Source organism: Paenibacillus sp. ClWae2A (assembly GCF_032452295.1).
Classification (GTDB): Bacteria; Bacillota; Bacilli; order Paenibacillales; family Paenibacillaceae; genus Paenibacillus.
The window spans coordinates 358,050-381,465 of sequence record NZ_JAULSQ010000002.1 but is presented as its reverse complement, the minus strand read 5'-3'; the positions used below and the strand labels follow the sequence as shown (position 1 = coordinate 381,465).

The following is a 23,416-nucleotide window of genomic DNA, read 5'->3' as shown; positions in this document are numbered from 1 at the left end:
GTTTTTTGGTCAAAAGCGGATTACACTCTCACAGGCGACTCATAGTAGTCACTGAACATCCTGCGTGTGTCCCTATGCTCACAAGCGAGCCCATACGCAACCTGAGCTTGGATATCCAGTTCAAGTTGATTGTGTGTGAACGTCGACGGTTTCAGCACAACAGGAAGCGATGCAGTCTTCTTCATTTGTTTAAGCAGGCTCTGCCCTTGAGTATTAAATCCGAGGACTCGGAGATATCCGGGTCCGGCAGCCAATTGCTCTGGTGAACACTCCGCTTTGGTGTGATTCAGGAGCAGGTGGGTGAGCATACGCTGGAGTTTGGTGCGTGTGTATCGTTTGGTCTTCAGTGCATTCAGGAGTGCTTCGACTGAAGGCTCCGGGAGCTGAGCGAGTGTACGGATCAGCCGGTGTTCCAGGCCTTCCGTGACTTCGGCGATGCGTTCCAGCTCGGAGGCACGGCGGGTGGCCGCAAGGTGCAACAGCGGCTGTGCAAAGCGCTCCCAGTGTATGGGAGCGCGCCCTTCCTGCCATTCGCGATGCAGAATGGCAAGAGTGGCCGCCGGCACGTATGGCGCGGCGGCGCTGGGCCCGTCCGCCATCAGCAGGCGGCGGACGGCTGTGGCACTGGCGATCGCCCCCGGGCCGGGCGTCGCCTCATGATACGCGGCACCGGTACGCGCCGCCGTAAAGGGCTGGATCGCGCTGCCAAGTCGTTGCAGCGCGATCAGGTAGTGCAGCCCAAGCGAATTGTTGGGCTGCTCCAGCAGTGCAGCGGCGTCGTGAGCATCGACGCCGCCGGGCGCCAGCGCCGCCGCCGCGCCTGCGTACGCGGCGGGGTAGCTGGCGCCTTCCCGCAGACGGCGCGCGATGTCCTCGCGCATCCCTGCGGGCTCCACAGCCAGCACGCGCGCAATGCGCTGCAGGCTGTCCAGGTCGCCGGACTCGCTGCCAAAGCAGAGCGAGTCCACAACGCCGGTGCGGTCCAGCAAGGATACCGCACCGAAGGCAAACCACTCCGCCGGTTGGACCGCGTACGCAACCGGCAGTTCAAGCACGAGATCCGCGCCTGCGTGCAGCGCCATCTCGGTGCGCGCCCTTTTACCCACGATGGCGGGTTCGCCACGCTGGAGAAAAGGGCCGCTCATGACGGCAACAACGGCGTCTGCTCCGCTTAGCCGCCGAGCTTCTTGCAAATGATAAACATGCCCATTGTGCAAGGGGTTATATTCAACAATGACGCCTACGGCTTTCATGATTAGAGGTACTCCTTTCGATTGGATAACCGAGTATGTATAACATCCATTCCATCATAGGGGATGTTATGTATTAGATCAAATCATGCACCAATTCAGACAAGAAAAAGGCACAAATCCAACATCAACGGATGCCAGCCTGTGCCTGCAAATCTATTGTATATTACTTTTTCGATAATTGGAGAATGACCTCTTCATCTTAATAAATCAACTTATAGGACACTTACCTATACACTTATACATTAGGAAGTTAGGCCAATCACATCTTACAATCTCAGAACCCTTAGACACTTTCCAGCGCGGGAGAGAGACTAGCTTTCGGCCCAAAAAATTCATAATGAATGTTGTCTGCTGCAACTCCAAGCGCCAGAAGCTCCGTATACACTGACCGCATGAACGAAACGGGTCCGCACAGATAATAGGTGGCATCCAGTTCCTCAATCACTTGGCGAAGCCAGACCGCATCCATATAACCTTCCTTATGAAAATGACTGCTCGTATGATCAGCATCCTCAGGTTGTGTATAACAATAATAAGCTTTAACGCTCTCATTAAGTTCGGCCAGACTGTTCACATGATCACGGAACGCGTGAGATCGCCCATTGGGACTTGCATGCAAAAATGTAATTGTGCGATTTTCATTCAAATTAACAAGTGTATTTAACATGCTGATCATGGGCGTTAGACCGACACCACCACTCAGGAGAACAACAGGACGTTTATCGTCTGCATTCATTGTGAAGTCACCAGCAGGAGCGGATAGTTCCACTTGACTACCTTCTTCAATGTGATCATGGAGATACGTAGAGATAACTTCGTCAGGACGTTCTAATACACCTCGCTCGCGTTTAACGGAAATGCGATAGTAAGGTTTACCCGGGGTATCTGAAAGGCTATACTGACGAATCTGGGTAAATGACTGTGCCTCTGGTTTGATTCTGATACTGATGTATTGTCCTGGTTCATAGGTTGCGATAGGCTGACCATCGTCTGGAACGAGGTAAAAGGACGTGATGACTTCACTTTCCTGCTCTTTCTTGGCAACCTTGAAGGTACGAAATCCTTCCCAGCCACCCGTCTGGTTTTCCGCTTCCGCATACATGTCCTGTTCGATCCCGATAAAGGCGTTTGCAATGACATTGTAGGCTTCACCCCACGCCGTGATAATTTCATCCGTTGCCGCGTCTCCAAGTACATCTTTGATGGCTTGAAGCAGATAGGTGCCGACAATCGCATATTGCTCCGGAACGATACTCAGGCTGCGATGTTTGTGTGCAACTTGTCGAACGGCAGGCAGGATGGAAGGCAGATTATCGATATGCAGGGCAGCAGTGTATACCATATTGGCAAGAGCCGCTTGCTGCCGTCCCTGTTTCTGATTTGCGTGATTAAAAATATTGAGCAGTTCCGGATGTGCTGTAAACATCGTTTCATAGAAATGGCGTGTGATCGCTTCGCCGTGGACTTCAAGAACGGGGACTGTAGATTTAATGACTCTAATGGTGTGCTCGCTTAACATACATTTTCCCTCCAGATATGATATGAGATCGTTGGATAATAAACGGTTATGGGGTTGATCGTGCTTTGGTTTATAGCAAGTATAGGTAGGGGCAAAGAGGGGCTGTGTGATATAGATCACACTAAACGTTAACGAAATGTGACCGCTGTTTGCAAGGAACTGCAACTAAAATGACGACTTGTAGTTTATCGTGATGTGAGTCTATAATAGATCAGATGGAGCAAACGGTTCTGAGCGATTGGTTTAAAATAGGGTGTAAAGTTAAAAGTGTTGACAAACGTCTTGAAAAATCGGTATAATGATTTTTGTTTGTTAAGTCAATTTCATAATACTTTTAACGATGAATCGTCAGAATACATACAGTCAGGATTTATTGCTTTACAAAAGCAGGCTTGACCTGTATAACTGTCGTGATACGTTTGACATGAATTATGAAATTGGTTTCGTTTGGAGTGATGGAAATGTTAATGCCATTTCGCAAAGTGGCTACCAGTGATGGTCCCCTGAAGTTTAACGAACAGTGGGATATCAAGGAACTGGTTTCTAACCGACAAGATATCACAGCCGTTACCCCCCTGACTGCGGATTTATCTGCAGAAATCAGAGAAGGTGACGTTGTGGATGTTCATGGCAAGCTGACAGTAGGAATGGACATGTTGTGCTCCCGTTGTCTTAAGCCGATCAATGAACATTTTCATATTGATTTTCATGAGCAATTCAAGCAGGGAAAACAGCCAGAGGAATTACACGAAGACGACGATACGCTCTATGTGGATGGGGATAGCGTTGATCTGAAAGGTTATGCCGAGGAAGCTTTTCTGCTGGATCTTCCGTTTATACCGCTATGTAGCGATACATGCAAAGGGTTATGCCCTAAGTGTGGCCATGAGCTGAACGAAGGTGACTGCGGTTGTGATAACCAGGTTATCGATCCGCGGCTTGCAGGGCTCAAGGATTTTTTTAAATGAGCATGATTGAAAATCGAACATTGTAACAACTACCTGCAAAGGTTGATTTTGATAAGGAGGTGGGAATAATGGCAGTACCTCAACGGAGAACGTCCAAGACGCGTCGCGACAAACGTCGCACTCACTTTAAATTGGCTGTACCGGGCATGGTGAAATGTGAACAATGTGGCGAACTTAAACTTAGTCACCACGTGTGCAAAGTGTGCGGAACGTACAAAGCAAGAGAGATCATCTCTCAATAATAGTTGGACACTAAGTAGCACTTCATTTCGATGAGGTGCTACTTTTTTTGGATTAGAGGGAGTGGGTAGAGTGAGCTAACTAGCATGAAATCCTTGCTCCACAAGGGTGAATTGTTTTTGTTAGGCCAGTCTTTCTTTTTGACACGGGATGAGATATACTATAGTTTAGTACCAGGTTCTAAGATTTGACGTTACATATAGAAGAACCATAATCCGTTTGAGAACGACCCTGGTGACCAGGGATGCAACTATAGAAGCAACACGAAAGAATGGTTGAACTGGCCGGATGGGACGGTTCCGTAAACGATACAGCGGGGGGTGTCAGGCATCGAACGTGTACCGAAGAGACAGAGGCAACAGCAGTTAACCAAAATGATAGAAGAGAACCCGTTTGTGACGGATCAGGAACTTACACGCCAATTGAAGGTGAGTATTCAAACGATTCGTCTTGACAGACTGGAACTTGGAATACCCGAACTTCGGGAGCGGATGAAACTGATGGCAGAGCGCTCGTATGATCAGGTACGCTCGTTGCCCTTGCATGAGATTATCGGTGATATTGTGGATCTACAACTGGACAAGAGCGGGATTTCCCTGTTTGAGATTAAGGAAGAACACGTGTTTTCAAGAACAGGCATTGCACGTGGACACTATGTCTTTGCGCAGGCTAACTCCTTGGCTGTAGCCATTATTAATGACGAGATCGCGTTGACTGCATCAGCAGACATTCGCTTTGTCCGTTCGGTTCATTTGGGTGAGAAATGTATTGCGAAGGCTTATGTGAGATCGATTCCGGGTCAAAAGGGCAAAGCCAAAGTGGAAGTATTCACTTATGTAGGTGAAGAAATGGTGTTTCAAGGCAACTTTGTAATCTACCATTCAGGTGGAGAAGACAGCGGAGAAGGAGGTCATTTGGAATGAAAATCGTCATTGATGCCATGGGAGGCGACAATGCACCTGCATCAACGGTAGAAGGTGCGATTGCCGCAGCCACGGAATGGGCGGATACACAGATCGTCCTGATCGGCGATGAAGCCAAGCTGGAGCCTCTTTTGAGTCAGTCAGGTGTGAGACCTGCCAATCTTACGGTCCGGCATGCTTCCGAAGTTATTGGTTCGGATGATGAACCCGTCAAAGCAGTGCGTCGCAAGAAGGATGCCTCTATGGTGGTCGCAGGTCGCATGCTGAAAGAGGGCGAAGCGGACGCGATGATCTCGGCGGGCAATACTGGAGCGCTGATGACAGCGGGTTTGCTTGTTGTAGGTCGCATGGAAGGCATTGAACGTCCAGCGCTAGCGCCTATGATTCCAACGATTGATGATGTGGGTGTACTTGCGCTGGATCTCGGAGCAAATATGGATGCCAAACCGGAGCATCTTGCACAATATGGCCTGATGGGCAGCTTGTATCGGCAAAAAGTACAGGGTATAGAGTCCCCACGAGTGGGCTTGCTCAATGTAGGAACAGAGCCAGGCAAGGGAAATGAGTTAACCAAGCATGCATATCCTTTGCTTGAACAACTTCCAATTCGGTTTGTCGGTAATGTTGAGGCACGTGATGTGCTGACTGGTGCTTGTGATGTGCTTGTATGTGACGGTTTTGCAGGAAATATACTGCTGAAGTCGCTGGAAGGCACAGCAGGTGCCATTTTCGCCTTGCTTAAGGAACAATTCTCATCTTCTCTCAAAAGTAAACTGGCAGCGGCTGTACTGATGCCTGAGCTGCGTGGGTTGAAACGGAAGCTGGATTATACGGAGCATGGCGGAGCGCCACTCCTCGGTTTGAGCAGACTGGTTGTGAAAAGTCATGGATCTGCTGATGGTAATGCCATCAAAAATGCTGTGCGCCAAGCACGGATCGCAGTGCAGAATCAGCTGGTAGAGAGCATATCTAAGGAAATTAGCGGGAAGTGAGTGACGATATGAATAATTTGCGCCCAGTAGGGATTATTGGTACAGGAAAATATGTGCCTGAGAAAATTTTGACAAATAGCGATCTGGAGAAAATGGTCGATACCAATGACGAGTGGATCGTCAGTCGTACAGGAATCAAAGAGCGTCACATCGCTGCACCCGATCAGGCAACTTCTGATCTGGCATACGAAGCGGCTATTAAAGCCCTTGAATCTGCAGGTATGACAGGCAGTGATCTCGATCTGATTATTGTAGCAACCATTACTCCAGATTCTTCGTTCCCATCGACAGCCTGCATCTTGCAGGACAAATTGGGTGCGAAAGGTGCCGCGGCATTTGATCTGTCGGCTGCTTGTTCCGGATTTGTATACGGTTTGGCTAGTGCTACAAGCTTCATACAAAGCGGTATGTACAACAATGCACTTGTTATTGGTGCGGACTGCTTGTCTCGTATTACGGATTATACAGACCGTAACACTTGTGTCCTCTTTGGTGATGGAGCAGGGGCGGTAGTTGTTGGTGAAGTTCCGGAAGGTCGCGGATTCAAAGCATTTGATCTCGGCGCCGAAGGTGCTGGTGGTAGTCTTCTTCAGATGGAAGGCGGCGGTTCCCGTCTGCCTGCTACTGCAGAGACCGTTGAAAATAAAAAGCATTACATCAACATGAACGGTCGTGAAGTGTTCAAGTTTGCGGTACGTGTCATGGGGACAGCTACCATTGAGGTATTACGCAAGGCTGGTATGGAGCGTACGGATGTGGATCTGTTTGTTCCTCACCAAGCGAATATTCGGATTATCCAATCTGCGATGCAACGCCTTGAACTTCCTGAAGAAAAGGTTGTAGTCAACGTGGATAAGTATGCAAACACATCGGCTGCATCCATCCCGCTTGCTCTGGTAGAAGCTGCGGAGGAAGGTCGCATGAAAGCCGGAGATACCGTTCTGATGGTTGGATTCGGTGGCGGTTTGACATGGGGAGCATCGGTACTCGTTTGGTAAAATAGACATCTGGGAGATGAATGAGATGGGTAAAATAGCATTTGTATTTCCCGGACAGGGATCACAGGCTGTAGGCATGGCCAAGGACGCGTATGAGTCCGTGCCTGCGGCAACCGAGATTTTTCGCACAGCAGATGAAACATTGGGTTTCTCGCTGAGCAACCTTGTATTTGAAGGACCGGAGACCGAGTTGAAACAGACATCAAATACACAACCGGCTCTGTTGACGGCAAGTATTGCCTTGCTTGAAGCTTTCAAAGAAAAAGGAATTCAGCCTGACTATACGGCTGGACACAGTCTGGGAGAATACAGTGCATTGGTGGCAGCGGGCGTTCTTTCGTTTGCTGACGCAGTGAGCACTGTACGGGCACGTGGTCAGTATATGGAACAGGCAGTACCGGGTGGACAAGGAGCGATGGCTGCTGTGCTGGGTGCGGATCGGGAAGCGCTGGGGGTGCTTTGCCGTGACGTATCTGAAAGTGGTCATGCGGTTGAACTTGCCAACATGAATTGTCCGGGACAAATCGTCATTTCTGGTGTAAAGGAAGGCGTAGCTGCAGTTGCGGAGCGAGTGAAAGAAGCAGGCGGTAAACGCGCTATTACACTTGAAGTAAGCGGTCCGTTCCACTCTTCATTGATGAAGGGTGCAGCTGAGAAGCTGGCAGAGAAACTGAAAACCGTTACGTTCTCACCGGCAGCGGTCCCTGTAGTCGCTAATGTGACTGCAAGACCTGCAGAGGATGGACAGGTTCAGGATTTGTTGACAGCTCAGGTCTATTCTCCTGTATTATGGGAAGACAGTGTGACATGGCTTATTGAGCAAGGAGTGGATACGTTCATCGAGATTGGATCTGGCAGTGTATTGACCGGTTTGATTAAAAAAACAGATAAAACCGTAAAACTGTACAATGTGAACAGTCTTGAAACGCTCGAAGCAACGGCAAGTGAATTAGAAGGAATTATATGAGTTAAACTAAACTTTTTACACGAGAACGGAGAGGACAGAAAAAACCTGAAGAAGCGGAGTGTTCGCCTTTATCACCGGATTTTCCCTTTAGAAAAGGGAATCAAAAAATCTGGGGATAACAGCGATCGGAAGGTTATTCTGTCATCGGAGTGGCAAGTGTAAACATTCTTTGGTTGAACTGATATAGATTTGGGGAAAGGAGGAATGATTATGTCTAAACCATTAGAAGGTAAAAATGCACTCGTTACCGGGGCATCCCGAGGCATTGGGCGCAGTATTGCACTGGCACTTGCAGAAGCTGGAGCGAACGTAGCCGTGAATTATGCGGGCAGCCAAGCGGCAGCTGAGGAAGTGGCGGAAGCGATTCGTGCCAAAGGAGTCAAGGCGATTACACTTCAAGCCAATGTTGGCCTGATGGATGAAGCTGAACAAATGGTCAAAGCTACACTCGAAGCATGGGGCAACGTTGATATTCTGGTGAACAATGCTGGAATTACCCGTGATAATCTGATCATGCGTATGAAAGAGGAAGAATTCGATCAGGTTATTGAAACCAATCTCAAAGGTGTGTTTAATTGCCTTAAGGCGGTTACACGTCCAATGATGAAACAACGGTCGGGAAGAATTATCAATATCTCCTCGGTTGTAGGTGTGCTCGGTAATGCTGGACAAGCGAACTATGTTGCTGCCAAAGCAGGAGTTATTGGCCTGACAAAGGCATCTGCTCGTGAACTGGCTTCTCGTGGAATCACAGTTAACTGTGTTGCACCAGGTTTCATTGAGACAGATATGACAAAAGAGTTGTCCCAGGAGCTGGTGGACGGTATGCTAAGTGGTATTCCGTTGTCCCGTTTGGGTCAGCCGGATGAAATCGCCGGTGTAGTCACGTTCCTGGCTTCACAGGCTTCATCTTATATGACAGGGCAGACGCTGCATGTTGATGGTGGCATGTACATGTAATTCTTCCCGGACTTGAACAATAGTCGGGGAACAGGCGCTGGACGATCCGAAATGCCGGAAAAAGGCCGGGTTCCCCGGCCGGGAGCCGCATATGTCTTCTATGGCATTTTGCCTGCGATTCTCGTATAATACCAAAGAAGGAGGTGAACCGGATGTCCGATGTATTGGAGCGTGTAAAACGCATCGTCGTCGACCGCTTGGGCGCAGACGAAGCTGAAGTTACACTTGAAGCATCTTTCAAAGAAGATTTGGGTGCTGATTCTTTGGATGTAGTGGAATTGGTCATGGAATTGGAAGATGAATTTGATTTGGAAATCTCTGATGAAGATGCAGAAAAAATCACGACCGTAGGTGAAGTTGTAAACTACATACAATCTCATACCTAAAGTCATTTTTAGTCCCGCACATGTTTTCGAACAGGCGGGACTTCTCATCATTCATTGGTTTTTCTCATTCCGCAAGCAGCTCTACTCAAGCAGGCTTATCTTGGTTGAATGGATGTCTGTTTGCGGATATTCCCACAAAATACTTGCGTAATGCAGTCGATATAGAGGTGACTCGGTTTGAAACAAAGAGTAGTAATTACCGGAATGGGCGTAATGACATCGCTCGGAAAAGATTTGGAAACGTTCTGGGGCAGTTTAATGGCAGGAAAGTCCGGAATTTCTCAGATTGAGGCGTTTGATGTTAGTGAATACACGACACAGATTGCAGCCGAGATCAAGGATTTCAACCCGGAAGAATATATGGATCGCAAAGATGCTCGCAAAATGGACCGTTTTGTACAGTTCGCTGTGGCAGCAGGCTTCAAAGCCGTTGAAGACAGTGGTCTGAAAATTAACGAGAATATTGATGCAGAGCGTTTCGGTGTATCCATCGGATCAGGTATTGGTGGATTGGGTACGTGGGAGGACCAACATAATGCATTGTTGCAAAAAGGTCCAAAACGGGTAAGCCCATTCTTTATTCCCATGATGATCTCCAATATGGCTTCAGGCCAAATGTCCATTTCCCTTGGCGCGAAAGGTCCTAACATTAACGTTGTTACCGCTTGTGCAACAGGTACACACTCTATCGGAGATTCCTTCAAGCTGATTGCCAATGGTGATGCAGATGCCATGATCTGTGGTGGTGCGGAAGCAACAATCAGACCAACGGGTCTTGCAGGGTTCTGTGCGATGCGCGCAATGTCTACACGTAATGATGATCCTGCGAAGTCAAGCCGTCCTTTTGATACAGAACGTGATGGTTTTGTTATGGGCGAAGGCGCTGGTGTTCTGATTCTGGAATCCCTGGAGCATGCTCAAAAACGTGGTGCACGCATTTATGGTGAAGTGATTGGTTACGGTCTGACAGGTGATGCACATCACATGACAGAACCAGATCCGGACGGAGCAGCACGTTGCATGAAGATGGCACTTCGTAATGCGGGTATTGAGCCTGAAGAAGTGGACTACATTAATGCACACGGAACTTCGACGCCTGTAGGCGACAGATCCGAAACGCTTGCCATCAAAAAGGCGTTTGGTGATCATGCGTACAAGCTCGCCGTGAGTTCCACTAAATCCATGACGGGCCACATGCTTGGCGCTGCTGGTGGTGTAGAAGCGGTCATCTGCGGATTGTCACTGACACATCAGACACTGGCTCCAACGATTAACCTGGAAAATCAGGACCCGGAATGTGATCTGGATTATGTTCCAAATGTTCCACGTCAAACCAAAGTTAATATTGCCATGTCCAATTCATTTGGATTCGGCGGTCACAATGCCACCATTATTCTCAAAAAATTTGAAGCATAAGGGGCTAGTTCGTTTGAGTGAAGATCTGAAGCAGTTACAACATAAACTTCAAATCAAATTTGACAACAGGCAGCTTTTAAAACAAGCGTTTACCCATGCTTCTTATGTAAACGAACACCGGTTCAGTCAGCATCAGGACAACGAGCGTCTGGAATTTCTGGGCGATGCCGTGCTGGAACTGACTGTATCGGAATACTTGTATCATTTGTATCCTAACCGTCCGGAAGGCGAATTAACTAAGCTGCGGGCATCCATTGTCTGTGAGCCTTCCCTCGTCAAATTTGCTGAAGCGTTGGGTTTTGGGCAGTATGTACTTCTTGGTAAAGGTGAGGAACTAACTGGAGGACGGACACGGCCGGCTCTGCTGGCAGATGTGTTTGAATCTTTCATTGGTGCATTGTATCTGGATCAGGGGCTTGCGCCTGTCCGGGCATTTCTCGACCAGCATGTCTTCCCATTAATCGTATTGGGTAGCAAGCTGCAAATGAGTGATTACAAAACGGAACTGCAGGAACTTACTCAGCATCACAATATGGGAGCTTTGGAATACCGTATCGTTGAGGAACGGGGACCTGCCCATGAACGTGAGTTTGTCTCGGAGGTCCATATGGGTCAAGAACGGCTTGGCAGAGGTACAGGACGTTCCAAAAAGGAAGCGGAACAACAGGCTGCATCTGCAGCACTTGATCGACTGAAGCTTCCGGAAGCCGGAGCTTAACCGATAGCGCATAGACAAACGAAGAGCAAAGAGCAGCCCGCGGGTCCGCCCCGGCGGTAGTAATCGGCCGGACTGCTTTTTGCTCTTTTTTTTGTAAAGAGGTTCAGGGGGAGTTTGCCTGATCTTAACTAATAAGTTGAACTTTATTTTACACAAAACGAAGAGTGCAGAACCAATCTGAAGAAGCAAAGCTAAAAGTTTTCTGAAAGAAAGCTACATCGGAAGCATATGCTCCGCATTTATCAACGGATTTTTCCCTTGGATAAGGGAATCAAGAAAATCTGGGGATAAGGGCGATCGGAGGATGGTACTGCAATCGAGTAGTCATGTGTAATAGCAATTGGTTCAATTTATTTAGGCGCTGGAATGCAATACTTGAAATTTGCAAGAGGAGGTGACGAGAAACCCTATGTTTTTAAAACGGATTGAATTGGGTGGATTCAAGTCATTCGCCGACAAAACGGAGATGGAGTTCGTTCGTGGCATTACGGCTGTTGTAGGTCCGAACGGAAGTGGCAAGAGTAATATATCGGACGGAATCCGTTGGGTTCTGGGGGAACAAAGTGCCAAGTCGCTGCGTGGTGGCAAAATGGAAGATATCATTTTTGCAGGCAGTGATGCACGGAAGGCCGTTAATTTCGGAGAAGTGTCGCTAACGCTCGATAACGAGGATCACGCACTTGCATTGGATTTCGGTGAGGTGACGGTGACTCGTCGTGTACATCGCAGCGGAGATAGTGAATATTTTATTAACAAGCAATCTTGTCGCTTGAAGGATATCACGGAATTGTTTATGGATACTGGCATCGGTAAGGAAGCCTACTCGATTATTGGACAGGGGCGAATCGAAGAGATTCTGAGTACCCGTTCAGAGGATCGCAGAGGTATCTTTGAAGAAGCTTCAGGTATCGTTAAATATAAATCCCGCAAGCGGGATGCGACGCGCAAACTGGATGAGACAGAGCAGAATTTGCTGCGTATTCATGATCTGGTGACTGAACTGGAAGATCAGATTGGACCGCTAAAGGAACAATCGGAGAAAGCGATCCACTATAAGGAACTTCGTTCACAGCTCAAATCGCAAGAGATCTCCATGTATGTGTACCAGATCGAACAGATTCATGCTTCCTGGAGTAAGGCAAACGAGCGCCTGCAATCGCTAAAACAGGAAGAGGTTGGACTCGCAGCGATTGTCTCTACGCATGATGCCAAGCTGGAAAATGATCGGAATGCGCTGCGTATCCTGGAAACAGAGACAGAGCAACTGCAAGCCGCTTTATTGCAATTCAGTGAAGCGACAGAGAAAAGTGAAGGGCTTGGAGAATTGCTCAAGGAGCGCTCGCACCATCTGCAAACGAATCAGGAGCAGCTCAAAGTAACGCTTGCCGCCAGTGAAGAGAGACATTCCGAACGGGAAACCGAGCTGCTTGCACTACGTGAGAAGTTTGGCAAGCTTGAGCATGAACTGAATGATGTGAGAAATCAGTTGTCCCAGGAAGAAGCCAAACTCATCGGTGTTACAGGTGGCATTAGTCAGCAGCAAGAGGAAAGCCTCAAAGGCAACTTGCTGGAACTGATGAATCAGATGGCTCAGACACGCAATGAAATTCGTTACGTGGACCAGCAGAAAGAAACGCTGGAGCGCAGAATGAATCGCGCGGCTGAGGAATCGGGCAAATGGGAAGATCAAAAAGAGATACTGGAAAGTCGTAAAGCGGACATTGAGAAAAAAGTTGTTCGTTTGGGCAAAGAAATCAGTGATCTACGTGGTGGATACATTACGGAAAGTGAACGACTCCAGTCGCTGCAGAAGCTGCTCGAAGAAAGTCGGGGTACGGTCCGTAAATGGGAACAGAAGCGTGAAGCTCAAGTTTCCCGCCGCGATACGATGAAAGAGATGCAGGATGATTTTGACGGATTCATGCTGGGTGTCAAGGAAGTCCTCAAGGCTTCACGTAAAGGTACGCTGAGCGGTGTTCATGGAGCTGTGGCTGAACTCGTTAAAGTTCCCGAGAAGATCGAACTTGCGGTAGAGACAGCAATGGGAGCATCCTTGCAGCATGTGGTCATGGAAAATGAATCAGTTTCCAGACAGGCAATCGCTTTCCTGAAGCAGCGCCAGTTGGGACGTGCAACGTTCCTGCCTCTGGATGTCATTCGTCCTCGTGCCATTGGAGCGGCTGAACGTTCCATGATCGAAGGTATGGAAGGCTTTGTGGGGATTGGTGCTGATCTCGTACAATTCGAATCCAAGTACGCTTCGATCATTGGCAGTCTGTTAGGTAATGTTATTATTGCCGAAACGTTGGAGGTCGCCAACAAAATTGCGGCTCGCTGCCAGTATCGTTTCCGGGTTGTGACGCTTGAAGGTGACGTGGTCAATGCGGGTGGTTCCATGACGGGTGGTAGCCAGCACAAGAAAAATGTGAGTCTGCTCAGCCGGAAACGGCAGCTGGATCAGCTCGACCAGGATATTTTGGATACCGAAAATCAGATCGTGAAACTGCATCGCAGTGTGGATGATGTAAAAGTTCAACTGGAGCAGTGTCAGGACAAACTGGATGAACTTCGTCAGTCCGGTGACGACACCCGAAATGCAGAACAGCAGGCTTCGATGGAAATGAAGCAGGTAGAGCATGAGCTTCGCCATGTGCTTGAACAGGTTGCCGTTGCTGGGCAGGAGAAGAGCGGGTTCACCGAAGAGATCAAAGAGCTGGATACGGCTCGCATCGTCGCTGTGAAGAAGCTGGAGCAGCTTGAAGAGGAAGAAAAAGCCACTCATCGTGCCATTCATGCAGCTGAGTTTGCTCGGAAAGCCAATGAATCTGCGAAGGAAGAATTGCAGAGCCAACTCACCGAATTGAAAGTACGCGAAGGCAAGCTTGATCAGGAACGATTCTCCAATGGGGAACAATTGCGACGTCTGGAGCGGGAAGTGGAGTCGCTGGTCAAAGATCTGCGTCAGAATCGCACGTTGCTGGCTTCAATGGAAGCAGATCTCAAGAAAACACAGACCGAGAGTGTCAAGCAGATTGAAGATCTGAACCAGTACAAGCTGAAAAAAGCGGAAGCTTCCCAGGAACTGGACTTCAAACGTGCTGCCCGAAGTGAGTTGTCGAAAAAGCTTGAGCTTGCCGAGAGCGAAACGAAGGAACAGCGCACGCAGTTGAAAGCGGTGGAAGAGCAGATGCGACAGACGGAAATTTCCGTAAACCGGCTGGATGTTGAGCTGGAAAATATACTGCGAAAGCTGACGGATGAATACGAACTGGGCTATGAACTGGCCAAAGAGCGTTATCCTGTGCCGGAAGATGTGGAGCATACACAGGCAGAGGTACAGAAGCTGAAGCGCAGTATATCCGCCCTGGGTGATGTGAACCTGGGAGCGATTGAGGAGTTCCAGCGGGTCAATGAGCGATATGAGTTCCTGAGTGAACAGAAGAATGACCTGGTGGAAGCCAAAACAACGTTGTATCAGGTTATTCGGGAAATGGAAGACGAGATGGCGAAGCGATTCAAGATCACGTTTGATGCCATCCGCCGTGAGTTCGGTACCGTGTTTACCAAGCTGTTTGGCGGGGGACGTGCTGACCTTGTTCTGATGGACCCGGAGCGCTTGCTTGAAACGGGAATAGACATTGTTGCTCAGCCACCAGGCAAGAAACTGCAAAACCTGCAACTGTTATCCGGTGGGGAGCGGGCTTTGACGGCGATGGCTTTATTATTTGCTATTCTGCATGTGAAACCTGTACCATTCTGCGTGTTGGATGAAGTAGAGGCAGCACTGGATGAAGCTAACGTGGTACGTTTTGCCCAGTACTTGCGTGAATTCTCCGAACAGACACAGTTTATCGTTGTTACCCATCGTAAAGGTACGATGGAAGAGGCAGATGTGCTGTACGGTGTTACAATGGAAGAGGGCGGAGTATCCAAGCTTGTTTCGGTTAAACTGGAAGATGAGGAAGCAGTAATTGCCTGATCTGGTCCAAACTTGCGAGACCAATGAACTCATTGTAATCATTGAAAATCATTCAGATTGAGCATTTTTGCAAAAGCGCTTAGATTATGTACACGATGGAGGGGCTTTATGAGTTTTTTTAAAAAGCTTAGAGACAGCATTGCAAGCAAAACGGAGTCGGTCACCAAACAGTTCAAGGATGGATTGGAAAAGACACGTAAAGGGTTAGTGGAAAAAGTGTCGGATCTCGTAATCCGCCGCAAAAAAATCGATGAAGAGTTCTATGAAGAACTGGAAGAGATTTTGATCGGAGCAGACGTTGGTGTGAATACGGTCATGAATCTGATCGAAGACCTGCGCGTTGAGGTGAAAAAACGCAAAATTGAGGACGCGGCTGAGCTGCAGCCTGTATTGTCCGAGAAACTGACGGGTCTTCTTCGCGGTGAACAGAATAACGAATTGAAAATGAACCCGGATGGCATTACCGTCATTTTGTTCGTTGGTGTTAACGGTGTGGGTAAAACAACAACGATTGGCAAGCTGGCACATCGATTTAAACAGCAAGGTAAAAAAGTCATCATGGCAGCTGGAGATACGTTCCGTGCCGGAGCCATCGAACAGCTGGAAGTATGGGGACAACGCGCTGGTGTCGATGTTATCAAACAGCAATCTGGTTCTGATCCAGCAGCGGTTATGTATGATGCGGTGCAGGCAGCGAAACAACGGGGTGCGGATGTTCTCCTCTGTGATACAGCAGGTCGTCTGCAAAACAAATCGAACCTGATGGACGAGCTTAACAAGATATATCGTGTCATTCAGCGTGAGATTCCTGAAGCTCCACATGAAGTACTGATGGTACTGGATGCGACCACAGGTCAGAATGCCTTGAACCAAGCCAAGCTCTTCGGAGAGAAAAGCGGCGTAACCGGCCTCGTACTGACGAAGCTGGATGGAACAGCCAAAGGGGGGATCGTTGTTGCGATTCGTCAGGAGCTGGACTTGCCAGTGAAACTCGTGGGACTGGGTGAGAAAATTGATGATCTGCAGCCGTTTGATTCGGAGCAATTTGTGCATGCTTTATTCGCCGGATTAATCCAGGAACAGCCAGCGGAAAGTGCTGAAGAAGAGGAATCTAATTCCTAGAAGCATTAATAAATAGGTTGAATTTAATAGTATTAAACGTAATTGCCAGTGATATACGTGATAAGTGTCACGTGTAATGTCACTGGCAATACGTGTATAATGAGAATAAAGCAGGCAATGCTAAAGGGTTAGAAAGGACGGTTGAAAATGGCCAATACTCATACCTATTCTCGCCGTGAAGAAGTCGCCAATGCGGTGACACATGGAATCGGCGCTGCACTCAGTGTAGCTGCACTGGTGATATTGATTGTATTTTCAAGTATGAAAGGCACAGCTTGGCATGTGGTCAGTTTCACGATCTACGGGATCACCATGCTGCTGCTCTATACGAGTTCTACACTCGTGCATGCATGGAAAGATGGAAAAGTGAAAGATTTATTTGAGATTTTCGACCATTCATCCATTTATTTGTTTATTGCGGGATCGTACACTCCGCTTTTGTTTATTGCTGTTCGGGGTACACTTGGATGGACCCTGTTCGGTATAATCTGGGGAGTCGCATTATTCGGCGTGATCTTTAAGGCGTTTTTCACGAAAAAGTTTCTATTCATGTCCACGATTTTCTATATTGCGATGGGCTGGCTCATTGTAATTGCCTGGCAACCGCTTATGGCTGCCATTCCTACAGGCGGCATTGTGCTGCTGGTTGCTGGAGGCCTGATGTATACACTGGGTACGCTTTTTTATATGTGGCGTGGATTTCCTTACCACCATGCGATTTGGCATCTCTTTGTGTTGGCAGGCAGTATTCTTCATTTCTTTATGGTGCTGCTGTATCTGACACCACTTCGATAGAACACCAAAAACGGATGCATCTCCACGAACTGAGACGCATTCGTTTTTTCTTCTACATAGAGGTGGATTGCAGAGATACAGATAGGATTTGCTTGTTGTAAAAAAGGGTATAAACCACCCGTTAAACATCGAAATAACAACTCATCAGAGCTGTTTTTATTGTGACAAGTATTTTTGCTTGACAACCTGATTTGTTTTAGGTATTATTAGGAACGTTGCAAGAGTGTAAAGTGTTTTTCCTTGACGAAGGGAGTGCCCCGATGTGAGTCAAGAAAATCGGCTTGAGAAGACAAACCGGATTAACTTGCTGTTTGCTTTTTATGAATTGTTACTTACCGAGAAACAGCAGACTTTTCTAAAGTATTACTTTCATGACGATTTCTCACTTGGTGAAATTGCAGCCGAGTTTGAGATCAGCCGCCAGGCGGTATACGAGCATATCAAGCGTGCCGAACAAGTGCTGGAAAATTACGAAAGCAAGCTGGGCTTGCTGGAAAAGCATGAACGGCGTAATCGCAATCTTGAAGATTTGCAAAATGCATTGGAACGCGCAGGCGTTTCCATTGATAACAACAAACAAATACACGATATCGTTGCTCAGCTTAGTGAATGAAAAGTTGGCTGAGCGGAACGTATCGGTCTTGAAAACAGTATTAAAGCTTAAGGAGGTGGGATCATGGCATTTGAAGGATTAACGACCCGATTACAGAATGTGTTCAGCAAGCTGCGCGGCAAAGGCAAGGTGTCTGATGAAGATGTAGCCGAGGCTATGCGCGAGGTACGTCTGGCATTGCTCGAAGCGGATGTAAACTTCAAAGTGGTCAAGGAATTCATCGCCAAGGTGAAAGAGAAGGCTGTTGGCAAAGAAGTGATGGAGAGCTTCACGCCAGGAATGGTCATCATCGACATCGTTAACAAGGAACTAACGGATTTGATGGGTGGAAGCCAAGCGAAACTGGCTAAAGCGAACAAACCGCCTACGGTGCTGATGATGGTTGGTTTGCAGGGTGCTGGTAAAACAACCACATCGGGTAAACTGGCTAAAATGTTGCAAAAGCAAAACAGCAGACCATTGCTTGTTGCAGGAGATATTTATCGTCCGGCAGCGATCAAACAGTTGCAAGTACTTGGCGAGCAGATCAAAGCGCCGGTATTCACACTGGGAGATCAGACAAGCCCTGTTGAGATCGCACGTCAAGGTCTTCAACATGCCAAAGATAACGGTAATGACTATGTTATTATCGATACAGCTGGACGTCTGCATGTTGACGAAGAACTGATGGAAGAACTTCGCCAGATTCACAGCGTAGTGAATCCGGATGAAGTACTGCTTGTCGTAGACAGCATGACGGGTCAGGATGCGGTTAACGTAGCAGAACACTTTAACCAGCAGCTTAATCTGACAGGTGTTGTCCTGACGAAGCTGGATGGAGATACTCGTGGTGGTGCTGCGCTTTCTGTCAAAGCAGTTACGGGTTGTCCAATCAAGTTTGCTTCCCTTGGAGAGAAACTTGACGCTTTGGAGCCGTTCCACCCGGAACGTATGGCTTCACGGATCCTCGGTATGGGTGATATGTTATCTCTGATTGAGAAAGCACAATTAAACATTGATACCGATAAAGCCAAGGAAATGGAACGGAAGATGCGTAATGCAGAATTCACGTTTGAAGATTTCCTGGAGCAGATGGATCAGGTGAAAAAGCTGGGACCAATCGATCAGATCATGGATATGATCCCCGGCATGGGCAAGATGAAACAAGCCAAGGACCTGAAGGTTGATGATAAACAGATGGGCCGGATCGAAGCGATCGTTTACTCAATGACGACCGAAGAGAAACGCAACCCGGACATGATCAACCATAGCCGCCGGAAGCGTATTGCTACCGGAAGCGGAACATCTCTGGCTGAAGTTAATCGTCTGATCAAACAGTTTGATGAGATGCGCCGCATGATGAAACAGTTCTCGGATATGATGGGACCTAAAGGCGGTAAAAATAAAGCGATGAAGCAGCTTAAAGGTATGGGTAAAGGAATGAAGTTTCCTTTCCGTTGATTTAAGCGAAGCTGGATCATATACAGATTTCATTGAAGGAGGTGAATTTTCAAATGGCAGTTCGTATTCGTCTGAAACGTATGGGTGCTCACAAAGCTCCTTTCTACCGCGTAGTGGTATCGGATTCCCGTTCCCCACGTGACGGTCGTTTTATCGAGGAGATCGGTTACTACAACCCGGTTGAACAACCGGCTGTTGTTAAGATCGATGAAGATAAAGCATTGGCATGGCTTCAAAACGGTGCACAAGCATCTGACACTGTCCGCAACTTGCTTAGCAAAGCGGGCGTGATGAAGAAGTTCCACGAGTCTAAATTATCTAAATAAAGTGCTGATTCGGAGGGTCATCTATGGAAGAATTAGTAAGCATAATTGCTAAGGCTTTAGTCGATCATCCGGAAGATGTGGCGGTTCGGACGGTTGAGAAAGACCGGCTTGTCGTTTATGAGTTAACCGTTCATCCTGACGATGTCGGGAAGGTAATTGGTAAACAGGGACGAATCGCGAAATCACTTCGTACGGTCGTCACATCAGCAGCAGTTAAGATGGATAAACGGGTTACCGTTGATATCATATCTTAAAGATATACGAAAGGGGGTTAGGATGCATGTCCTAGCCCCTTTTCGTGCATGCTGAACTTAATATGTTGAATTAGATATTGAATTAAAATATTTTGGGGTATGAGTGACTTCGGAGCAGTGCAGGGGACGGGATCGATTCTGGAGAAGCGTTAGCGTTCGCCTTTATCACCTCATTTTCACCTTTTAAAGTAAGTTCGAAAAATGAGGGGGTAACAGCGATCGAAAGAACGAATCGTCGCCGGAACGACCGTATGAGAGTCGAAGTAGCTGTTTAGTTTGATTTAATTTCGTAGGAGGAAATATGGCAGAGTTTATGAATGTAGGTAAAATCGTCAATACGCATGGAATTCGTGGTGAGGTGAGAATCATGCCTTTAACTGATTTCCCAGAAGTGCGTTTCGCGAAAAATGCAGAGTTGTTTTTCTTTACACCCGATAATCATCCCGTCATGGTTAACGTGGAATCTTCACGTTTGCATAAAAATATGTATATTCTTCGTCTGAAAGAGTACGGCAATATTAATGAAGTAGAAAAGTTTAAAGGCGGCATGGCCAAAGTGTTAAAAGAGAACCTGGCTGAGCTGGACGAAGGTGAATACTACTTCCATCAAATCGTTGGGTGTTCGGTCATCACCGAAGAGGGTGAAACGCTCGGAACCATCTCTGAAATTTTGACGCCGGGTGCCAATGATGTGTGGGTTGTTAAAACGCCAGCGGGCAAAGAGGTGCTGATTCCCGTTATTGATGATGTAGTACTTGATGTGGACATCGAACAGAAGCAAGTGAAGATTCACCTGATGGAAGGGCTGCTGTAACATGAAAGTGGATGTATTAACGCTATTCCCGGAGATGTTTGACGGTGTGTTCGGAGCAAGCATTCTGGGCAAAGCTCAAACGAAGGGTCTCGTATCCCTCGGTGCAACCAACTTCCGAAATTATGCGACCAATAAACATAATACGGTCGATGATGCTCCTTACGGTGGGGGTGGGGGTATGGTATTAAAACCAGATCCGATTTTTGCTGCTGTAGAAGATGTTCTGGAGCAACGCGGAGAAGCTGCGGCATCGATGAAAGCTCCGCGTATCATTCTAATGTGTCCGCAAGGTGAGACGTTTACACAGAAAAAAGCAGAAGAACTTGTACAGGAAGATCATCTGATTTTTATATGTGGACATTATGAAGGTTACGATGAGCGAATCCGCGAATTTCTCGTAACGGATGAACTATCCATTGGTGATTACGTACTCACTGGTGGGGAGTTACCTGCTATGGTTGCGATTGACAGCATCGTACGCCTAATTCCCGGTGTGCTTGGCAATGAGACAAGTGCGGTGACGGATTCATTCAGTACTGGACTCCTCGAATACCCACACTACACCCGTCCACCCGAGTTTAGGGGCATGAAAGTACCGGATATGCTGTTGTCTGGACATCACCTTAACATTGAGGCGTGGCGCAGGGAACAGTCGTTGCTTCGTACACTGGACCGCAGACCGGAGATGTTGGAAACGGCCGACTTGACGGAGAAAGAACGAATTTGGCTGAAAAAGATACGCTCAGATCGTAAACATAGCACAAAGTAAGTATATGTATCGTATAAACACGTAAATATATCTTTTTAGAGAGTTTGAAAAAGCCAACCTTGATACCAAAGGTTGGCTTTTATTATATTTTTTGTAAATAAAGCTGGATATTCATTGGGTTATTCTATAAAATGGAGGTATATTTTAAAACTAAGTTTCATTAAGTGAAACAAAAGGCGGTGTATGAATGACTTACAATATTATTGGTCTTGATCATATTCAGCTCGCAGCATCAGAAGGTTGTGAAGCGAAGGCACGTCATTTTTTCAATAACGTGTTGGGCTGGATGGAGATTGCCAAACCTGAAATTCTGAAAAAACGGGGTGGTGTATGGTTCGAGTGTGGCAGACACCATGTGCATATTGGCGTACAAAAAGATTTTGTTCCCGCTACAAAAGCTCATCCGGCATTTCATGTACAGCATTTGGATCAGTTGCGTGATCATCTGATTCATAACCATATTCATATTGTCGATGACGAAGCAAGGGCAGATGAAGGTGTAAGACGTTTCTATATAAATGATCCTTTTGGCAATCGTCTTGAGTTTTTAGAGTGGGTTTAAATGATTTGTTTAAATTGTTTAATTACGTAGGCACTTTTTTGCAGCTTTGAACATTTTTGCATGACCACATAATAGGGTTGTGAAAAACTGGGGTTTTATTTATGGTGAACTCAGCTGGATTTGAATAACAACGATAAGCTGAGGAGGAAGATGATGAGCAATCAGCCTTATGAAATGGCCAGAGTAGATATTAGCGAAGCCGGAGAACGCTGCAAAATGCTTTTGGGAGATCTAAACGGGGATGGCAGACTTGAAATGTTGCTGGTACAGGCAGATGGGGGTATAGACGATCGGTATGTCCCACATCAGGTATGTTGTTTGACTGCGTTTGATCTGCAAGGAACATTACTCTGGCAGGTTGGAACTCCTGATCCCGATGCAGGTGGTCCGGGTTCAGACTATCCCGCTCAGATCGCCGATTGGGATGGAGATGGAAATAATGAAGTATTGTGTGTCATGGACAAACAATTTCTCGTGTTGGATGGCCGGACCGGAGAGATCAAAGAAACACGTGATCTGCCAGGTGATGAAGCACATGACTGCATTATTCTCGCCAACCTGACGGGTAACCAGCAGAGAATGGACATTATTCTGAAAGACCGCTATAAGACGTTATGGGCACTCGACCATGATTTTAATTTGTTATGGATGCATGAAGGGAATCCGGGACATTTTCCATGGGTATATGATATCGATGGAGATGGGAAAGATGAAGTGATGGCCGGATATGACATGCTGGATCATGATGGCACGTTATTATGGTCTTGTCATAATCTCGATGATCATGCTGACTGTATATGGTTTGGAGACGTTGACGGTGATGGGGAAGTTGAGGTTGTTATCGGTGGGAGTGTCACGGTCATGATGGACCGCTACGGTAATGAGAAGTGGCGTTATGAAGATTCGATTGAATCACAGCATATTGCGTTAGGTCATTTTTGTACTGGAATGGAAGGTTTACAGATTGCGGGTCTGGACCGGATTGTCCGGGGGGATGAGAATGGTAAGGATGGGATGTTCATGCTGGATAGTGCAGGGCAAGAAATATGGAAAGAAAATCGCACGACTCGTGGCTGGTTAACCATTATAGAGCCTGTATGTAACTGGGATGAAGGTGGACTCGATTATATTTTGGCGTATCGCCGAGGTGGAGATGTGTTGCCTTCTTTGGTAGATGGAAATATGAAAACGGTTACTGAATTCCCAAAAGAGGGATATGTGGTACATGCAGATCTGGTTCAGACCGGACATGAACAGATCATCATCTATGACGCAGAGGAAGCAGTGATTTATTCCAGTTCTCCGATGACATTATCACTTACTGATGCAAAAAGAGCCAAGCCACAGCTTAAAAGGCTGTATAGCTCGACTCTGTATCCGGGCGGTGAAGTTAAAGTTTAGG

The 23,416-nt window shown here is 47.3% G+C and carries 23 protein-coding genes; 21 read left to right on the top strand and 2 right to left on the bottom strand.

What is annotated here, in order from left to right:
* Positions 1–20 precede the first annotated feature (20 nt).
* Together QVE09_RS07805 and hmpA are read right to left on the bottom strand one after the other, a co-directional pair.
* The gene (locus QVE09_RS07805) at positions 21–1,253 is read right to left on the bottom strand and encodes a nucleotidyltransferase (protein ID WP_315936353.1); all 1,233 of its coding nucleotides are present in this window, start codon (positions 1,251–1,253) and stop codon (positions 21–23) included.
* Positions 1,254–1,536: 283 nt separating this feature from the next.
* Complete coding sequence (hmpA, locus tag QVE09_RS07800; RefSeq protein WP_315936352.1) at positions 1,537–2,772, bottom strand: NO-inducible flavohemoprotein; 1,236 nt, start codon at positions 2,770–2,772, stop codon at positions 1,537–1,539.
* Between the two features lie 461 nt (positions 2,773–3,233).
* Between hmpA and QVE09_RS07795 the strand changes: the two genes are divergently transcribed.
* The 21 genes from QVE09_RS07795 (at position 3,234) to QVE09_RS07695 (ending at position 23,415) form a co-directional block, all read left to right on the top strand.
* A complete protein-coding gene (locus QVE09_RS07795; RefSeq protein ID WP_315936351.1) occupies positions 3,234–3,740 on the top strand; it encodes a YceD family protein in 507 nt (168 codons plus the stop codon).
* Positions 3,741–3,808: 68 nt separating this feature from the next.
* Positions 3,809–3,982: a 50S ribosomal protein L32 gene (rpmF, locus tag QVE09_RS07790; protein ID WP_017689233.1), complete on the top strand. Its 174-nt coding sequence runs from the start codon at positions 3,809–3,811 to the stop codon at positions 3,980–3,982.
* Between the two features lie 372 nt (positions 3,983–4,354).
* Positions 4,355–4,903: a transcription factor FapR gene (gene fapR, locus QVE09_RS07785; RefSeq protein ID WP_062833760.1), complete on the top strand. Its 549-nt coding sequence runs from the start codon at positions 4,355–4,357 to the stop codon at positions 4,901–4,903.
* Positions 4,900–5,895, top strand: a complete 996-nt coding sequence (gene plsX / locus QVE09_RS07780; protein WP_017689231.1) for a phosphate acyltransferase PlsX — start codon at positions 4,900–4,902, stop codon at positions 5,893–5,895. Before fapR ends, plsX begins: the two co-directional genes overlap by 4 nt.
* A gap of 8 nt (positions 5,896–5,903) precedes the next feature.
* On the top strand, positions 5,904–6,893 hold the full coding sequence (locus tag QVE09_RS07775) for a beta-ketoacyl-ACP synthase III (protein WP_036610885.1): 990 nt from the start codon (positions 5,904–5,906) through the stop codon (positions 6,891–6,893).
* A 25-nt stretch (positions 6,894–6,918) separates the two neighbouring features.
* Complete coding sequence (fabD, locus tag QVE09_RS07770; RefSeq protein ID WP_315936350.1) at positions 6,919–7,860, top strand: ACP S-malonyltransferase; 942 nt, start codon at positions 6,919–6,921, stop codon at positions 7,858–7,860.
* A gap of 210 nt (positions 7,861–8,070) precedes the next feature.
* Positions 8,071–8,820, top strand: a complete 750-nt coding sequence (gene fabG / locus QVE09_RS07765; protein ID WP_017689228.1) for a 3-oxoacyl-[acyl-carrier-protein] reductase — start codon at positions 8,071–8,073, stop codon at positions 8,818–8,820.
* 152 nt (positions 8,821–8,972) lie between these two features.
* Complete coding sequence (acpP, locus tag QVE09_RS07760; RefSeq protein ID WP_024630176.1) at positions 8,973–9,206, top strand: acyl carrier protein; 234 nt, start codon at positions 8,973–8,975, stop codon at positions 9,204–9,206.
* Positions 9,207–9,383: 177 nt separating this feature from the next.
* Positions 9,384–10,622, top strand: a complete 1,239-nt coding sequence (fabF, locus tag QVE09_RS07755) for a beta-ketoacyl-ACP synthase II (protein ID WP_062833763.1) — start codon at positions 9,384–9,386, stop codon at positions 10,620–10,622.
* A gap of 13 nt (positions 10,623–10,635) precedes the next feature.
* Positions 10,636–11,340: a ribonuclease III gene (rnc, locus tag QVE09_RS07750; protein ID WP_091031948.1), complete on the top strand. Its 705-nt coding sequence runs from the start codon at positions 10,636–10,638 to the stop codon at positions 11,338–11,340.
* A 409-nt stretch (positions 11,341–11,749) separates the two neighbouring features.
* On the top strand, positions 11,750–15,319 hold the full coding sequence (gene smc / locus QVE09_RS07745; RefSeq protein WP_315936349.1) for a chromosome segregation protein SMC: 3,570 nt from the start codon (positions 11,750–11,752) through the stop codon (positions 15,317–15,319).
* A gap of 108 nt (positions 15,320–15,427) precedes the next feature.
* A complete protein-coding gene (ftsY, locus tag QVE09_RS07740) occupies positions 15,428–16,441 on the top strand; it encodes a signal recognition particle-docking protein FtsY (protein ID WP_315936348.1) in 1,014 nt (337 codons plus the stop codon).
* A 147-nt stretch (positions 16,442–16,588) separates the two neighbouring features.
* Entirely contained in the window at positions 16,589–17,236 is a 648-nt protein-coding gene (trhA, locus tag QVE09_RS07735; protein WP_315936347.1) for a PAQR family membrane homeostasis protein TrhA, read from the top strand.
* A 262-nt stretch (positions 17,237–17,498) separates the two neighbouring features.
* Positions 17,499–17,849 carry a YlxM family DNA-binding protein gene (gene ylxM, locus QVE09_RS07730; protein WP_017689221.1) on the top strand — a complete coding sequence of 117 codons (351 nt, stop codon included), beginning with the start codon at positions 17,499–17,501 and terminating at the stop codon, positions 17,847–17,849.
* Positions 17,850–17,912: 63 nt separating this feature from the next.
* Positions 17,913–19,289 carry a signal recognition particle protein gene (ffh, locus tag QVE09_RS07725; RefSeq protein ID WP_062833767.1) on the top strand — a complete coding sequence of 459 codons (1,377 nt, stop codon included), beginning with the start codon at positions 17,913–17,915 and terminating at the stop codon, positions 19,287–19,289.
* Between the two features lie 53 nt (positions 19,290–19,342).
* The gene (rpsP, locus tag QVE09_RS07720; RefSeq protein ID WP_017689219.1) at positions 19,343–19,615 is read left to right on the top strand and encodes a 30S ribosomal protein S16; all 273 of its coding nucleotides are present in this window, start codon (positions 19,343–19,345) and stop codon (positions 19,613–19,615) included.
* A 23-nt stretch (positions 19,616–19,638) separates the two neighbouring features.
* On the top strand, positions 19,639–19,869 hold the full coding sequence (locus QVE09_RS07715; protein ID WP_024630185.1) for a KH domain-containing protein: 231 nt from the start codon (positions 19,639–19,641) through the stop codon (positions 19,867–19,869).
* Between the two features lie 301 nt (positions 19,870–20,170).
* Positions 20,171–20,683, top strand: a complete 513-nt coding sequence (rimM, locus tag QVE09_RS07710) for a ribosome maturation factor RimM (RefSeq protein WP_091031941.1) — start codon at positions 20,171–20,173, stop codon at positions 20,681–20,683.
* A gap of 1 nt (position 20,684) precedes the next feature.
* Complete coding sequence (trmD, locus tag QVE09_RS07705; RefSeq protein WP_315936346.1) at positions 20,685–21,452, top strand: tRNA (guanosine(37)-N1)-methyltransferase TrmD; 768 nt, start codon at positions 20,685–20,687, stop codon at positions 21,450–21,452.
* Positions 21,453–21,639: 187 nt separating this feature from the next.
* Positions 21,640–22,014: a VOC family protein gene (locus QVE09_RS07700; protein WP_315936345.1), complete on the top strand. Its 375-nt coding sequence runs from the start codon at positions 21,640–21,642 to the stop codon at positions 22,012–22,014.
* Positions 22,015–22,167: 153 nt separating this feature from the next.
* A complete protein-coding gene (locus QVE09_RS07695; RefSeq protein ID WP_315936344.1) occupies positions 22,168–23,415 on the top strand; it encodes a hypothetical protein in 1,248 nt (415 codons plus the stop codon).
* The last annotated feature ends 1 nt before the right edge of the window (position 23,416 follow it).

Bases quoted from the DNA above. Each gene is read 5' to 3' on its own strand.
- QVE09_RS07805 (WP_315936353.1), bottom strand. From the start codon at position 1,253: ATGAAAGCCGTAGGCGTCATTGTTGAATATAACCCCTTGCACAATGGG.
- hmpA (WP_315936352.1), bottom strand. From the start codon at position 2,772: ATGTTAAGCGAGCACACCATTAGAGTCATTAAATCTACAGTCCCCGTT.
- QVE09_RS07795 (WP_315936351.1), top strand. From the start codon at position 3,234: ATGTTAATGCCATTTCGCAAAGTGGCTACCAGTGATGGTCCCCTGAAG.
- rpmF (WP_017689233.1), top strand. From the start codon at position 3,809: ATGGCAGTACCTCAACGGAGAACGTCCAAGACGCGTCGCGACAAACGT.
- fapR (WP_062833760.1), top strand. From the start codon at position 4,355: ATGATAGAAGAGAACCCGTTTGTGACGGATCAGGAACTTACACGCCAA.
- plsX (WP_017689231.1), top strand. From the start codon at position 4,900: ATGAAAATCGTCATTGATGCCATGGGAGGCGACAATGCACCTGCATCA.
- QVE09_RS07775 (WP_036610885.1), top strand. From the start codon at position 5,904: ATGAATAATTTGCGCCCAGTAGGGATTATTGGTACAGGAAAATATGTG.
- fabD (WP_315936350.1), top strand. From the start codon at position 6,919: ATGGGTAAAATAGCATTTGTATTTCCCGGACAGGGATCACAGGCTGTA.
- fabG (WP_017689228.1), top strand. From the start codon at position 8,071: ATGTCTAAACCATTAGAAGGTAAAAATGCACTCGTTACCGGGGCATCC.
- acpP (WP_024630176.1), top strand. From the start codon at position 8,973: ATGTCCGATGTATTGGAGCGTGTAAAACGCATCGTCGTCGACCGCTTG.
- smc (WP_315936349.1), top strand. From the start codon at position 11,750: ATGTTTTTAAAACGGATTGAATTGGGTGGATTCAAGTCATTCGCCGAC.
- ftsY (WP_315936348.1), top strand. From the start codon at position 15,428: ATGAGTTTTTTTAAAAAGCTTAGAGACAGCATTGCAAGCAAAACGGAG.
- trhA (WP_315936347.1), top strand. From the start codon at position 16,589: ATGGCCAATACTCATACCTATTCTCGCCGTGAAGAAGTCGCCAATGCG.
- ffh (WP_062833767.1), top strand. From the start codon at position 17,913: ATGGCATTTGAAGGATTAACGACCCGATTACAGAATGTGTTCAGCAAG.
- rpsP (WP_017689219.1), top strand. From the start codon at position 19,343: ATGGCAGTTCGTATTCGTCTGAAACGTATGGGTGCTCACAAAGCTCCT.
- QVE09_RS07715 (WP_024630185.1), top strand. From the start codon at position 19,639: ATGGAAGAATTAGTAAGCATAATTGCTAAGGCTTTAGTCGATCATCCG.
- rimM (WP_091031941.1), top strand. From the start codon at position 20,171: ATGGCAGAGTTTATGAATGTAGGTAAAATCGTCAATACGCATGGAATT.
- trmD (WP_315936346.1), top strand. From the start codon at position 20,685: ATGAAAGTGGATGTATTAACGCTATTCCCGGAGATGTTTGACGGTGTG.
- QVE09_RS07700 (WP_315936345.1), top strand. From the start codon at position 21,640: ATGACTTACAATATTATTGGTCTTGATCATATTCAGCTCGCAGCATCA.
- QVE09_RS07695 (WP_315936344.1), top strand. From the start codon at position 22,168: ATGAGCAATCAGCCTTATGAAATGGCCAGAGTAGATATTAGCGAAGCC.